Origin of the sequence: Pusillimonas minor, assembly GCF_014237865.1 — a bacterium.
GTDB lineage: Bacteria > Pseudomonadota > Gammaproteobacteria > Burkholderiales > Burkholderiaceae_B > Neopusillimonas > Neopusillimonas minor.
Map to the genome: position 1 here is coordinate 167,493 of NZ_JACJUU010000003.1, position 14,287 is coordinate 181,779.

At 57.4% G+C, this 14,287-nt stretch carries 15 protein-coding genes; 10 read left to right on the plus strand and 5 right to left on the minus strand.

The features are described from left to right. Positions 1-4 precede the first annotated feature (4 nt). Complete coding sequence (locus tag GTU67_RS05785; protein WP_185779160.1) at positions 5-616, minus strand: TetR/AcrR family transcriptional regulator; 612 nt, start codon at positions 614-616, stop codon at positions 5-7. A 73-nt stretch (positions 617-689) separates the two neighbouring features. Here GTU67_RS05785 and GTU67_RS05790 point away from each other — a divergent pair, with 73 nt between their 5' ends. The 3 genes from GTU67_RS05790 to GTU67_RS05800 all read left to right on the plus strand — a co-directional run bounded on the left by GTU67_RS05790 (position 690) and on the right by GTU67_RS05800 (position 2,990). Further along, positions 690-1,379: a methylated-DNA--[protein]-cysteine S-methyltransferase gene (locus GTU67_RS05790; protein WP_249417592.1), complete on the plus strand. Its 690-nt coding sequence runs from the start codon at positions 690-692 to the stop codon at positions 1,377-1,379. Between the two features lie 148 nt (positions 1,380-1,527). Then, positions 1,528-1,953 carry an NfeD family protein gene (locus GTU67_RS05795; RefSeq protein WP_185779161.1) on the plus strand — a complete coding sequence of 142 codons (426 nt, stop codon included), beginning with the start codon at positions 1,528-1,530 and terminating at the stop codon, positions 1,951-1,953. A gap of 68 nt (positions 1,954-2,021) precedes the next feature. Next, positions 2,022-2,990, plus strand: coding sequence for an SPFH domain-containing protein (locus GTU67_RS05800; protein ID WP_185779322.1), 969 nt, complete (start codon positions 2,022-2,024; stop codon positions 2,988-2,990). A gap of 72 nt (positions 2,991-3,062) precedes the next feature. On the opposite strand, the gene GTU67_RS05805 is transcribed toward GTU67_RS05800, so the two are convergent. From GTU67_RS05805 to GTU67_RS05815, 3 genes are read right to left on the minus strand one after another with little or no spacing between them, the layout of a single operon-like run. Continuing rightward, entirely contained in the window at positions 3,063-3,848 is a 786-nt protein-coding gene (locus GTU67_RS05805; protein ID WP_185779162.1) for an ABC transporter ATP-binding protein, read from the minus strand. 13 nt (positions 3,849-3,861) lie between these two features. Continuing rightward, positions 3,862-5,544 carry an ABC transporter permease gene (locus GTU67_RS05810; RefSeq protein ID WP_185779163.1) on the minus strand — a complete coding sequence of 561 codons (1,683 nt, stop codon included), beginning with the start codon at positions 5,542-5,544 and terminating at the stop codon, positions 3,862-3,864. Positions 5,545-5,599: 55 nt separating this feature from the next. Beyond that, positions 5,600-6,640: a Fe(3+) ABC transporter substrate-binding protein gene (locus GTU67_RS05815; RefSeq protein ID WP_185779164.1), complete on the minus strand. Its 1,041-nt coding sequence runs from the start codon at positions 6,638-6,640 to the stop codon at positions 5,600-5,602. A gap of 266 nt (positions 6,641-6,906) precedes the next feature. On the opposite strand from GTU67_RS05815, the gene GTU67_RS05820 reads away from it, so the two are divergent. The 6 genes from GTU67_RS05820 (at position 6,907) to GTU67_RS05845 (ending at position 12,661) form a co-directional block, all read left to right on the plus strand. After that, positions 6,907-7,683 (plus strand): ferredoxin--NADP reductase, encoded by a 777-nt coding sequence (locus tag GTU67_RS05820; protein WP_185779165.1) that lies wholly within the window; start codon positions 6,907-6,909, stop codon positions 7,681-7,683. 83 nt (positions 7,684-7,766) lie between these two features. Then, entirely contained in the window at positions 7,767-8,153 is a 387-nt protein-coding gene (locus GTU67_RS05825) for a Rid family detoxifying hydrolase (RefSeq protein WP_093970159.1), read from the plus strand. A 39-nt stretch (positions 8,154-8,192) separates the two neighbouring features. Continuing rightward, positions 8,193-10,229, plus strand: a complete 2,037-nt coding sequence (gene recG, locus GTU67_RS05830) for an ATP-dependent DNA helicase RecG (RefSeq protein WP_185779166.1) — start codon at positions 8,193-8,195, stop codon at positions 10,227-10,229. Positions 10,230-10,265: 36 nt separating this feature from the next. Further along, entirely contained in the window at positions 10,266-11,222 is a 957-nt protein-coding gene (locus GTU67_RS05835; protein ID WP_185779167.1) for a LysR substrate-binding domain-containing protein, read from the plus strand. Positions 11,223-11,258: 36 nt separating this feature from the next. Then, positions 11,259-12,098: a pyrroline-5-carboxylate reductase gene (gene proC / locus GTU67_RS05840; protein WP_185779168.1), complete on the plus strand. Its 840-nt coding sequence runs from the start codon at positions 11,259-11,261 to the stop codon at positions 12,096-12,098. Next, positions 12,095-12,661, plus strand: coding sequence for a VUT family protein (locus tag GTU67_RS05845; protein ID WP_185779169.1), 567 nt, complete (start codon positions 12,095-12,097; stop codon positions 12,659-12,661). Before proC ends, GTU67_RS05845 begins: the two co-directional genes overlap by 4 nt. 146 nt (positions 12,662-12,807) lie before the next feature. Here the strand turns inward: GTU67_RS05845 and GTU67_RS05850 are convergent, their stop codons facing one another. Then, a complete protein-coding gene (locus GTU67_RS05850) occupies positions 12,808-13,416 on the minus strand; it encodes a glutathione S-transferase family protein (protein WP_185779170.1) in 609 nt (202 codons plus the stop codon). A 95-nt stretch (positions 13,417-13,511) separates the two neighbouring features. Here GTU67_RS05850 and GTU67_RS05855 point away from each other — a divergent pair, with 95 nt between their 5' ends. Then, positions 13,512-14,285: an SDR family oxidoreductase gene (locus GTU67_RS05855; protein ID WP_185779171.1), complete on the plus strand. Its 774-nt coding sequence runs from the start codon at positions 13,512-13,514 to the stop codon at positions 14,283-14,285. Positions 14,286-14,287 lie beyond the last annotated feature (2 nt).

Genomic DNA, 14,287 nt, shown 5'->3' on the forward strand with positions numbered 1-14,287 from the left:
TTGCTTATTTCGCTTGCGGCTTTTTTTCGTGTGTACGCAAGAACAGGTCGGCGATTAGCCTGGATTTTTCATCGAGCGCTTTTTGTGTCGGCGGCTTATTGGCCCGCATCAGGTTGCCGATCAGGTCCATGTCGCACAGACAGCGTAAATGCGTGGCCAGCACTTCGGGGTCTTCTTCCTGCAAGTGGCCGGCGGCCACCTGTCGAGCCATGAACTGTGCCATTTCGCACCAAACCACTTCGGTGCCCAGGTCGAAAAAGCGTTTGCCAATACCCGAATGACCGCTGACCGAAATAGCGACACGGATGAGTTTAAGCGTGTCTTCGTCGGCCAATACGGACAATAACGACTGAGCAAAGCGCTCGAGTTGCCGACGCAGGTCGCCCGAAGAACCGATCAGTGCCATAATATCTCGGCCTAGTGCCGTTGCCGAGTGATGCATAGCGGCCAGCAGTAGTTCTTCTTTAGACGAAAAGTAGTTATAAAGCGTGGCTTTTGAGCCCCCTACTTTAGCTGCAATTTGCGACATTGACGCTGCTTCGAAACCTTCTTCACGAAAGACTTCGAGCGCGGTGGTCAAAATGGCTTCGCGGCGGGCTTCGGTTTTTTTTCGCATAAACGCTGTAGTAATAATGGTTGGTATGGGCAAGGTTAACCAAACCGTACAGTAACAAGTATAGGCAATTTCCATGAAGTGCGCGTCATCATCGGTCTTTTTCGCACACCTGCACACCTCGCTTGGGGGGCTTGTCATGGCGTCCAACGGTCAGGCGCTCACCGGGCTGTATTTTTCCGATCAGCGCGACTGCCCGCCGGTAGGCCGTATATCGTCTTCAGGCACAACAGCACCCGGCATCATTACCGACCCAACCGCAGGCGAAATCGATGGCAGGGGACTGCGCAATGTCCGTATTGCCGGACGACAAACACATCAGGTCGCTCAACGCGCCAACTTAAACTCCGGCTCGGTCACACAGCGGCATGTTGGCGCACTCAACGCGCTGGGCCCGACAACGGCCACTGCGCCGGCCCAGGCCATTTTTGAATGGGCGGCTCAAGAACTGGACGCCTACTTTGCCGGGACGCTTACCCGGTTTTCGGTGCCGCTACAGCTTGAAGGTACGCCATTCCAGCAAAAAGTCTGGCAAGTTCTGCTTGATATTCCCCACAGTGCGTTGGTGTCTTATGGCGACGTTGCGCAAGCGGTAGGCGACAAGGCCGCCAGCCGGGCCGTTGGCGTCGCGGTCGGGCGTAATCCCATATCGGTCATCGTGCCGTGCCATCGGGTTGTAGCGGCTAGCCGCCGGCTGACCGGGTATGGTGGCGGGTTGCACCGCAAATGCAGTTTGTTGTTGCACGAGGGCTGGGCGCTGACATAACGGCGCATAGCGCTTTCGCGCCCAGCGTTAGCGTAAGCCATAATTCAATGCATAAGCAGGCAAATGGGCTTTAATATACAGGCGTGGGTAGCATCGACACCTGTGTGCCGTTGCAACCTCGGATTCAGAAGCTTAGGGGGGGTGTTTTATGTGGTTCTGGTTTGCCTTTGCATTGGTAGCGCTTATTGGCGAGGTGTTAAGTGGCACTTTTTATTTGTTGCTTATTGCGCTGGGCCTGGCTGCAGGCGGGGTTGCCGCCTGGGCGGGTGCAGGGTTGGGGGTGCAAATTGTGGCGGCGGCCGTGGTGGCCATGTTGGGCTTGCTGGTTTTGCGCAAAACGCATGTACTCAAAAAGCGCGAGGTTAACGCGGCCCGCAACAAAGACGTCAATCTCGATATCGGGGCGCACGTCAGCATTGCCTCGTGGGGTGCCGACGATACCGCACATGTGCGGTATCGCGGGGCTTTGTGGTCTGCGCGGTTGGCCCCGGGTTTCTCACCGGTTTCGGGCCGGCACCGAATTATCGAAATCGAAGGCTCAACACTGGTCGTCGCACCCGACGACGGGGCATGATGCATTCGGTCGTCATCCAGGGTTGCTAAAAGCAAGCCATTCTATTTTTTAAAGGTAGTTTTATGTTCATGGACCCGGATTTTTCAGTCTTTGTGACCATCGTCGGTCTGGCGCTGGCCTTCATTATCATCATCAAGGCCATTGCCATTGTGCCCCAGCAAAATGCCTGGGTTATAGAACGTCTGGGCAAATACGACCGTACCTTGTCGCCCGGTGCCGGGTTTGTCATCCCGTTCATCGAACGCGTGGCCTACAAGCATTCGCTTAAAGAAATTCCCCTCGATGTGCCCAGCCAGATCTGTATTACCAAAGACAATACCCAGTTGCAGGTTGACGGCGTTTTGTATTTTCAGGTCACCGACCCGATGCGTGCCTCTTATGGGTCATCCAACTATATCTCGGCCATTACGCAGCTGGCACAAACCACCTTGCGCTCCGTCATCGGCAAAATGGAGCTTGACCGTACCTTCGAAGAGCGCGACTTGATCAACAGCGCCGTGGTTGCGGCACTCGACGAAGCCGCCTTAAATTGGGGCGTCAAGGTGTTGCGCTACGAAATCAAAGACCTCACCCCACCGGCCGAAATTTTGCGCGCCATGCAGGCGCAAATTACGGCTGAACGCGAAAAGCGTGCGCTTATTGCTGCGTCCGAAGGGCGTCGTCAAGAGCAAATTAATATCGCAACCGGCGAGCGCGAAGCCTTTATTGCCCGGTCTGAGGGTGAAAAACAGGCCGAAATAAATAAGGCTGAAGGGGAGGCCCGTGCTGTGCTAGTGGTGGCCGAGGCTACGGCCAAAGCCATTACGCAGGTTGCGCAGGCTGTTAACCAGCCGGGCGGCATCGAGGCCGTAAACCTGAATGTGGCCGAGCGTTATGTTGATGCGTTTGCCAATGTGGCCAAACAAGGCAATACCCTTATTTTGCCCGCCAACCTGGCGGATATGGGCGGCATGATTGCATCGGCCATGACCATTATTAATAAAACCGGCAAGGGTGGTGCCGGCTCGGGTGCTGACGCCAACCCCCATTTACGTTAAACGGGTTTCGAGCTTGCGGTGCCGTAACCCCCCGCCTTATAACCAATCGTCTCAGGTGGGTGTCTTGTGTGTTTAACTGCCCTCGCCGCGCAAGTAAGCTTGTGCGCGCTGCGCCATGAGGGCTTCGCGGCGGATGAAGTCTGACACAAACGCGCTGGCCGGCTGATGATGCAGGCCGTAGGGCGTGTCCCATTGCACGATGACGCCTTTTTCCATAACGCCGATGCGGTCGGCAATGGCAAAAGCCTCGGCCTGGTTGTGCGTGACCAGCAGGGCGGTATGGCCGGTACTTTTTAAAATGTCGCGCACCTCGAAGGCCAGACGCTCGCGGGTGTCGACATCGAGGTTCGAAAAGGGCTCATCGAGCAATAACAGTTCGGGCTCGGGGGCCAGGGCACGGGCCAGGGCAACACGCTGCTGTTGCCCGCCCGATAATTCGTGCGGGTAGCGTCGGGCGACGTCAGTTAGCCCCACAAGCTCAAGCATTTCTTCGACACGCTTGCCGCGTGCAGGTTTGTCGAGATGCTGCAAACCGAACCCGATGTTCTTTTCGATGGTCAGGTGCGGGAATAGGGCATAGTCTTGAAACATCATGCCCACATTGCGATCTTGGGGTTCGACCATGAAACCGGGAGACGACAAGACCACGGCGCCCAGGCTGATGGTGCCGGTGCGCAAGGGCTCAAACCCGGCGATTGCGCGCAAGACGGTGGTTTTGCCGCAACCCGATGCGCCCAGCAGGCAGCCAATATGACCTTTTTCAAGACCTAGCGATAAATGGTCGACGACAGGCAACAGGCCTTCGGGGGTGTCGTAGGCAAGCGAAACGTCGTTAAGTTTTAGCAGTTCTTCTGACATGGGTGCGGCGTGATTAGTGTCCAGATTTTAATTGACTGCGCGCCAGCACAATAACCGGCAATAAACCTGCCAGCACAATCGCAAGGGCGGCAACGGCACCTTCTTCGTAGGTGCCGCGCGCCGCTTCGGCATACAGCCAGGTAGCCAGTGTTTCGAAGTTGACGGGTCGCAATAGCAGCGTAGCCGGAAGCTCTTTCATGGTGTCGACAAACACCAGAAGCGCTGCGGCGCCGATGGCGGGTCTCAGCAGCGGCAGATGGACGCGGCGCAGGGTACCGGTAGCTGTTTCGCCCAGCAGGCGCGACGCCTGCTCTAATGAGGGCGGGATGCGTGCCAGGCCCGATTCGAGCCCCCCGACGGAAATGGCCATGAAACGGATGGCATAGGCGCAGACCAAGGCTGTAGACGATCCCATCAACCATAAACCGGGCGACGTATTGCCCAGCCATTGGGCTACCCAGGCAATGGCGTCGTCGACCAGGTTGATTGGCGTTAGCAAGGCAATGGCCAGCACCGTGCCCGGCAGGGCATAACCCACAGTGGAGACGCGAGCGCACAGTTTGGTGAATGCATAGGGCGAAGCGCTTCGGGTGCTGCGTGCCGCCCAGGTGACCACAATGCCGCAAACAACCACCACCAGGGTAGCGACTAACGCAATACCAATGGTATTGAGACCGCTTTGTATTAACTGGCTGGATACGCCACCGGCAATGTGCAGGTGCTTGATGGTTTGATTAAGCAGATACAGCGCCGGCGCAATGAACCCGATAATAATGGGCGCCCAGCCCAAACCAATGGCGATAAGGGCTGCCGTGCCCTTGAGCGGCTTGGGTTGAATAGGGCGCATGCGCTGGGTGTTGGCATAGCGTTGCCGCTTGCGCCCGTGACGTTCGAGCAGAATGAGCGCAACGACGATGGCCAGCATGGCCAGCGCAATTTGCGCCGCACCGGCCAGGTCGGATCGGGTGACCCAGGTGGTGTAGACCGATACGGTAAGCGTTTGCACGCCAAGGAATTCGGACGCACCGATGTCGTTAAGGGTTTCGAGTAACGCCAGACTTACCCCTACGGCAATAGCCGGGCGTGCCAGCGGCAGGGCAACCTTAAGAAAAACGCCGCGCCCGCTTAACCCCAGAATACGGCCGGCTTCGAGGAGGCTGGCGGCCTGGGTGGCAAACATGACGCGGGTAGACAAATAAACATAGGGGTACAGCACGAACCCCAACAAAAAGATGGCGCCGGGCAGGCCACGCAGGTCGGGCAGGCGGAATTCGCGCGGGCTGCTGTAGCCCAGGATGTCGCGGATGAGCCCTTGAAGCGGACCGATGGGGTGAAGGATGTCGAGGTAGGCGAACGCGACGATATAGGTGGGCACTGCTAAAGGCAGCAGCAAGGCCCACGACAAAATGCGTTGGGTGGGAAACGAAAACGCCGTGACCAGCCATGCCGCACCTGTACCCAGGCACGTGACCAGCACACCGACGCCCAGCAGTAACAGTACCGTGTTGGCAAATGCCGTGGGAATGACGAAATTAAGCAAATGCGCCCAGTGACTGAGCGAGCCTTGTGAAGCCAGCCAGCCCAAGGTAAGAATGGGCGTGACAACGCACAACGCAATGAAAATCGCACCAAGCCGCCAGCCGGTATCGGAGTTCCAGAAAATACGACGCAACTGCAAGCGCTTGGCTTCCTGCAAATAAACAGGCTGGGCGCCTTTAGTGCGCCCAGCCCCGGATAGGGTTAAAGGACTGTTATTGGTCGAACCCAACTTTATCTACCAGCTTGCTGGCTTGTTGACGATGTTTTGCGATTTCGGCAAGTGGCAGCGGGTCGACGACCAAGGGGCCAAAACTGGCCACAACGGGGTCTAGTTTAACCCCGGCGCGCACAGGATACTCGTAGTTGGCATTGGCGTACATATTTTGCGCCTTGTCGGACACGAGATATTCAAGCAACTGAACCGCCTGTGCCTTGTTGGGCGCGTGCTTGGCAACGGCTGCGCCCGATACATTTACGTGCGTACCTTTGCTTTTGTCGTTGGCGAATGTCGGGCGTACGACTTTGATGGCTTCGCCCCATTTGTGGTTGTCAGTGCCGGGTTCGGCGTTTTTCATGCGGCCGACGTAGTAGGCGTTGGCGATACCCAGGTCGCAAATACCGCCCAGAATGTCGCGGGCAACGTCGCGGTCGCCGCCGGCAGCCTTGCGGCCCAGGTTGGCTTTGACGCCACGCAGCCAGTTTTCGGTGGCTTCTTCACCATTGTGGGCAATCATGGCGGCGATCAGGCCGGTGTTGTAGGGGTGCTGACCAGAGCGGATGCAAACCTTGCCTTTGTATTTCGGGTCGGCAAAGTCTTCGTAGGTAAGGGTGTTGATGTCGAGCTCTTTGGCGACATAAGCCACGCGGTCACGCAGCGACAGGGCATACCATTGGCCGGCGGGGTCGCGCAAATTGGCGGGAATCACACTGTTCAGGGTGTCGGACTTCAGGGGTTGGGTGATGCCGCCCTGTACAAGGTCGATCAGGTTGCCGATATCAACAACCATAAGCAAGTCTGCCGGCGACTTATCGCCTTCGGCGCGAACACGTTCAAGCAGGCCGTCTTTGACGAATACCGTATTGACCGTAACACCGGTATCTTTCTTGAATTCGTCGAGAATGGGTTGAATAAGACCAGGTTCGCGCGTGGTATACAAATTGACTTCGCTGGCGGCTGCGGCGGTAGAGACGGCTGCCAGACCAGCCAGCGCCAGAGCGCGCAGGGCAGGCATGAACGAACGGGTGTGACGCATGAAGGTGCTCCGTAGGATTAGAACGCGTTTGTAAATAACAATGATTCGCAAAAAGCTTAGCATATAATGGGGTTAACCAGTATATATACAGCGTATACACTTAATTTTTTTAAAAATATGCGTTGTTTTTTTATTCAATGTATAGACGATAATACTATGTTTCGTATATGCTTATTCAAAAGCTGTTTGGTTGGTGCGCTATTATGCTACCCACCAATATTAAAGCTAACACCCGCGTTATTAATATATTAGCGAGTACAAACAACATGGCAGCCTTCAATACCGAAAAAGTCCTCAGCGTTCATCACTGGAACGACACCCTGTTTTCATTCACGACAACGCGCGACGCCGGCCTGCGTTTTCACAATGGTCACTTCGTTATGCTGGGCCTTGAAGTAGAGGGCAAGCCGCTGATGCGCGCCTACAGTATTGCCAGCGCCAACTACGAAGAAAACCTTGAATTCCTTAGCATTAAAGTGCCCAATGGCCCGTTAACGTCGCGCCTGCAACACCTGCAAGTGGGCGACGAGGTTCTGGTGAGCCGTAAACCTGTGGGCACCCTGGTCGTCGACGACCTGAAGCCCGGCAAACACCTTTACCTGTTTGGTACGGGCACCGGCCTGGCCCCGTTCATGAGCATTATCAAAGACCCGGAAGTATACGAGCGTTTTGAAAAAGTCATTCTTATGCATGGTGTCCGCCAGGTCAGCGAGCTCGCCTACTCCGACTACATCCAGAACGAACTGCCCAATAACGAGTTCTTTGGCGAGATGGTGCGCGAGAAGCTGGTGTATTACCCCACAGTTACCCGTGAAGAGTTCCGCAATACTGGTCGCATCACAACAGTTATTGAAAGCGGCAAATTCTTTGAAGACACCGGTTTGCCGCCGCTCAATCCTGAAACCGACCGCGCCATGATGTGCGGCAGCCCGGCCATGCTCGAAGACCTGTGCAAAATGCTCGATAGTCGGGGCTTTGTCGTTTCGCCCGGCGTAGGCGAACCCGGCGACTACGTCATCGAGCGCGCATTCGTAGAAAAGTAAAGCAAAAGAGTAGGGGGCTGTTAATTTTGTCTATAGATGTTTAAACTCTGATAGTTACTTGTTGACTTATACAGAGACACATCATGGCAAAACACGTTGTTCAAACCGACGCTGCACCGGCCGCAGTAGGCCCCTACTCACAGGCTATCGCCACCGACGGCGGCAAAACTGTTTATCTGTCAGGCCAAATTGGCCTCGAGCCCGCCACAGGCGAGCTGGTGTCCGAAAACTTCGAGGGTCAGGTTCGGCAGGCCTTTGCCAACATGCAGGCCGTTATCGAAGCCGCCGGCGGTTCGCTGGCCTCTATCGTCAAGCTCACCCTGTACCTGACCGATATCTCCAAGTTTGCCAGCGCAAACGCCATCATGGCCGACATCATTCCGCAACCGTTCCCGGCCCGCTCCACCATTGGCGTGGCCAGTTTGCCCAAAGGCGCACAGTTCGAAGTCGAAGCAATAATCGTTATTTAACGTTTTTGCTTCGTCAATACCTGACACTGTCCAAACCACGTGGCCACATCGTCAGCAACCGAGCGTCGTTTGCAGCGGCTTGGTTTGCATACGCCGCAAGACTATATTGTTCATTTGCCACTGCGATACGAAGATGAAACGCAGTTGGTGCCTATCGGCTCGGCCCAGCCCGGCCAGTCGGTGCAGGTCGAAGGGGCGGTGCTGCACAGCGAAGTTCAACTGCGGCCACGCAGACAACTGGTGGCGGTGGTCGGCGATGACACCGGCCGCCTGTCTTTGCGTTGGCTGCATTTTTACCCCAGCCAGCAAAAACAGGTGTTCAAGGGGCGTCTGGTCAGGGTGCGGGGCGAAGTCCGGGCCGGGTTCAATGGCCCCGAAATCGTTCATCCGCGTGTCGCCGCTGCCGGTGGGGCGCTTGCTGCCGCATTAACACCGGTTTACCCCACCACCGAGGGGTTGTCTCAGCCCACCTTGCGCAAACTCATCGATCGCGCGCTCGAGTCGGCTGATTTATCCGACACGTTGCCCGACGACATTCGCGACCGCTTCGGTCTGGTCCCTTTTGCGCAGGCCATTCGCGCCTTGCATCATCCGCCCGCCAATGTATCGGCCGCCGATCTGCTCGAACGTGAACACCCGGCTTGGCGTCGCATCAAGTTTGACGAATTGCTGGCCCAGCAATTGTCACTGGCGCGCGCCCGCGCCCAGCGGCTGTCTCAACGGGCGCCATTACTTAAGCCCCAAAATACGCTACTACTCAAGGCCTTGCACGCCCGTTTGCCGTTTGCGCTGACGGCGGCACAGCGCCGGGTGGTCGATGAGATTCTGGCCGACTTGCAGCGCGCCCACCCCATGCACCGGTTACTGCAAGGCGATGTGGGCAGCGGCAAAACTGTGGTGGCGGCCATCGCGGCGGCGCACGCTATTGCTGCCGGCGCCCAGGTCGCCATCATGGCGCCCACCGAGATTCTGGCCGAACAGCATTTGCACAAGATGGTCGACTGGCTGGCCCCATTGGGGGTAAATACGGTTTGGTTAACCGGCAGCCTGACCCAGAAAACGCGTCGCGACGCGTCGCAAGCTATTCAAAGCGGTCAGGCACAGCTGGTGGTGGGCACACAAGCCCTTATTCAAGACAAGGTCGCGTTCGCCAATCTCGGGTTGATCATACTGGACGAGCAACACCGGTTTGGCGTCGGTCAGCGTTTGGCGCTCAGCAAAAAGGGCGAACTTGGCCCAGACACCGATACCGTCATACCGCATCAGCTCAACATGAGCGCCACGCCCATTCCCCGAACCCTGGCCATGACATTTTTTGCCGACCTTGATGTGTCGGTAATTGACGAACTGCCGCCGGGGCGCCAGCAAGTGGTGACCAAACTTTTGGCCGACACCCGACGCCACGAACTGACCGCGCACATCGGCGCAGAGGTGGCACGCGGGCGGCAGGTGTACTGGGTGTGCCCGCTGGTCGAAGAAAGCGAAGCCCTGCAATTGCAAACGGCCGTCGATACGCATCAGCAGTTGTCCGAGATTCTGGCCGGCATGGCGGTGGGCCTGGTGCACGGCCGCATGAAGCCGGCCGAGAAAGCCCAGGTTATGGATGATTTTCGCGCCGGGCGTATTCAGGTGCTGGTCGCGACCACCGTGATCGAAGTGGGCGTCGATGTACCTAATGCGTCGTTAATGGTCATTGAGCACGCCGAGCGTTTCGGTCTGGCGCAGTTGCACCAGTTGCGCGGGCGGGTGGGGCGGGGCAGCGCCCAATCGGTCTGTGTTCTGCTGTATCAAAACCCGCTCTCGGCCATTGCCCGGCAACGTCTGCGGGCCATGTACGAAACCACAGACGGCTTCGAAATCGCCCGACGCGATCTTGACCTGCGCGGGCCAGGCGAGTTTTTAGGTGTCCGTCAGTCGGGTGCGCAAATTCTACGGTTTGCCAGCCTCGAAACTGACGCTGCTCTGGTAGAACAGGCCCAGCAACTTGCCGCCGAATTATTGGCCGCCCAGCCCGAAACCGTCGACAGACACCTGGGCCGATGGATGCGGGGCAAACAAGATTTTCTGCGTACCTGATGTCCCCCTCATGCAGTTTTTTACACGGAGCCGAACATGACGCTCACCGAACTTAAATACATTGTTGCCGTCGCCCGTGAACGTCACTTTGGCCGGGCGGCAGACGCATGCTATGTCAGTCAGCCGACGCTGTCGGTGGCCATTCGCAAGCTTGAGGAAGAGTTGGGCGTCACGCTTTTCGAGCGCGGCGGCAACGAAGTGTCGGTGACACCGATTGGCGAGCGGGTGATTGCGCAGGCGCAGCGTGTTCTTGAAGAAACGGCCAATTTGCGCGAAATTGCGCGGCAAGGGCACGACCCCCTGGCGGGACCGTTGCGCGTGGGGGTTATCTACACCATAGGGCCATATTTGCTACCCCGCCTGGTACCGGCGCAAATCGAGATCACGCCGCAAATGCCTTTGATCCTGCAAGAAAATTTCACCTCGCGGCTGCTTGAATTGCTGCGTCAAGGGGAAATCGATTGCGCCATCATGGCGCTGCCGTTTCCCGATACAGGCCTTGAAGTGCGTCCGCTTTACGACGAGCCCTTTGTGGTCGCCGTTCCCAAGAGGCACCCCTGGGCGAAGCGCTCCAGCATTAGTGCGTCCGAGCTTAAAGAGGAAACCATGCTGTTGCTGGGCACAGGTCATTGTTTTCGAGACCAGGTACTCGAAGTATGCCCTGAACTGGCGCGTTTCTCGGCCAGCAATGACGGCATTCAGCGCAGTTTCGAAGGCTCTTCACTCGAAACCATCCGGCATATGGTGGCCGCGGGTATTGGCATTACGGTGCTGCCGGTCAGTTCGTTACCCACCTCGGGTGCGCCCAACGACTTGTTAACTTACATTCCGTTCAGCAAACCTGTACCCGATCGTCGTGTCGTCATCGCGTGGCGCAAGAGCTTCCCGCGTCGCGAAGCGATGGAAGCCCTGATCCGTGCCGTTCGGCAGTGCGATTTGCCCGGCGTGTCGTACCTCGAAAACGATGCGCCCATGGTATCCTTTGCCCCCTGATTTGCTGTCCAATCACCGCTTACAGGCCTTTCCATCATGTTTTCAAATTATGAACTTTCGCTGGCGTTTATCGGCGGCGGCAATATGGCTTCGGCGCTTGGTGCCGGTCTTATCGGCAAGCGCTGCGGCGCCAACGATGTCCATGTTATTGACATCGACGAAGCCACTCGCGAACGCTGGGCGGCGCAAGGGGTGGGTACAGCGGCAGCGCCGGGGCCCGAACTTTCCGGGCAAAAGGTCTGGATTTTCGCGGTCAAGCCTCAAGTCATGAAAGAGACCGTAGCGGCCTGCCGCCCCTATCTCAAGCCCGATACGCTGGTCATCAGCATTGCCGCCGGTATCGACAGCGCCACCCTGGCACGTTGGCTCGGTACGCCCGACGCGCCCTGGACACGGTTGGTGCGCTGTATGCCTAATACGCCGTCCCTGGTCAAGGCCGGCATTTCAGGCTTGCTCGCGCTCGACGGTGTTTTAGATACCGACCGCACTGTGGCCCAGCAATTGCTTAAAGCCGTGGGGGAAGTCGTCTGGGTCGACAACGATGATCAGCTCGACGCCGTGACGGCATTGTCCGGTAGCGGGCCGGCCTACGTGTTTTTGTTTCTTGAAGCCCTGATAGCTGGCGGCGAAAAGCTGGGGCTTTCGGCCGAGCAGTCGCGGGCATTGGCGCTTGCTACGCTCAACGGCGCCACGCAGCTGGCCGGCTTGTCACCCGAATCACCCGCCACCCTGCGTGAGCGGGTGACATCAAAGGGCGGCACCACGGCTGCGGCACTTTCGGTATTTGAGCAACAGGGCTTTACGCCGATGGTGCACGATGCCATGCAGGCGGCGTATAATCGGGCCTCCGAGCTAGCCCGCGAATTTTCCAAATGAACTCAAAAATCAATGTGCCCATGTCGGCACTCCAGACCGGTATTGCCGTTATCGCCATGGCCATTGTGGTGGTCGGCTCAAACATTCTGGTTCAATACCCCATTAACCAATGGCTAACCTGGGGTGCTATTTCGTATCCCGTCGCCTTTTTGGTTGCCGACCTCATTAACCGCCGTTTTGGTCCGTCCGCCGCGCGTCGCGTTGCCGCCGTCGGTTTCATCATTGCGGTCATTTTCTCGTTCTGGGTGGCCACGCCGCGTATCGCCATGGCATCGGGCCTGGCCTTTTTGTTTGCCCAGTTCCTCGATATCCACGTGTTCGACCGCCTGCGCAACCAGGCCTGGTGGCGTGCGCCCTTCATTGGCGGTGTAGCGGGCGCAACACTCGACACCGTGCTGTTCTTCAGCCTCGCCTTTGCCGGTACCGGTATCGACTGGACATCGCTGCTGGTGGGCGATCTGGCCGTCAAGCTGGCCGTCAACCTGGCCTTGCTGGCGCCTTTCCGCGCCCTCATGTGGAACCTGGGCCGTCCCGAGTCACGTTCGGTGTCTGCATCGGTATAACGGGCGTCACACGCCTACCTTGTTGCTTGGGCAATATCAACACAAAGGGGCCTGACAGGCCCCTTTATGCATTGCACGCCGGTGTGTGCGGGTGTGTGCGGGCAGACAACGCCCGCCTGGCGAAGCCGCCGTCTACCCCGCACGTATTAACCTTCTTGCTGACGTTTTTGTGCGTGTTGTACAGCCGTGTCGTTGGCCATTACGTCGAAGAAGCGTGCCAGGTTTTTGTAGGCGCTTAAGTCGACCTGCTTGAACTTGGCCCAGGTCATGATCGTGAACAAGTAGGGGTCGGCAATTGACTTCTTGCCAGTCAGGTAGTCTTTACCTTCGAGCTGCTTGTCGGCCACGCCAAACAAAAACTGGACGCGTTCGGTAGCTTTGCTGACCAAAACGTTTTTACCAGCATCATCGGCCGAGAAATTTTGCGGCGCAAATATCAGCGAGAACGTACGGTGCAGGTCGGAATTGCAGAAATTCAACCAGCGGCGCACTTCGGCGCGTTCACGCGCATCGCTGCCATGCAAGCCCGATTCCGGGTGCAGGTCCGTCAGGTATTCAATAATCGCGACGCTCTGGGTCAGTGTGAGGTCGCCGTCTTGAAACACGGGCACCGAGCCAATGGGGTTGAGTGCAAGAAATGCAGGTTGTTTGAGTTCGTCGCGGCTGACGACCTGAAGCTCGTACGGCAGTTTCATCCATTCGAGCACAATTTGCGTGGCCAGAGGGCAAGCGCCAGGCAGATAATACAGTTTCATTGGTATCCTTCTGTTTTGTTGAATTCAGATTTTTGCTGTGGGTGACACAGCAATTTTGGCCGATAAAACGGCCACCTTCTGCAGGTTTGCACATTATGCATGCGCCCGACTTTTCTTTGAACAATAAACTTGCACTCGTTACGGGTTCTACTCAGGGCCTGGGCTATGCCATTGCCTGCGCATACGCCGCCAGTGGCGCAACCGTGATTATTAATGGGCGCGATATTGCGCGGGTCGAGGCCGCTGTTGCCCGCATCCGCAGTGCGGGTTTTCAGGCCCAGGGCTGGGTACAAGATATTGCCGATTTGCAAGGGCAGCGCCAGGCCTACGAGCAGTTGCAGGTGCAGGTGGGCACGCCCGACATCCTGGTCAATAACGTTGGCATTCGCATACGCAAGTCGCTGGGGGCCTCAACCCTTGATGACATTGCCCAAATGATGCAAGTCAATTTGGTTGCGGCCATTCATTTATCGAAGCTGGCTGCCGCCGGCATGATGGCTAAGCCGGCGCAGGGCGGCCGCATCATTACGTTAACTTCTATTGCCGGCCCGTTGGCGCGCCCGGGCGACGCTATTTACCCCATTGCCAAGCTTGGGCTGCAAGGCATGGTGCATAGCCTTGCCGTCGAATACGGGCCCTACGGTGTCACCAGCAACGGCATTGCCCCGGGTACCTTTGCCACAGAAAGCAATCGCGAACTGGCAGCAGATCCGATTCGGGGCCCTGTTGTGGTGGGGCGCAACCCGTTGGGCCGTTGGGCGCAGCCCGGCGAGATCGCCGGCGCGGCGGTGTTCCTGGCCTCGCCAAGTGCGTCGTACGTCAATGGCCATGTGCTGGTCGTCGATGGTGGTTTTTCAGTCACTTTTTAGTT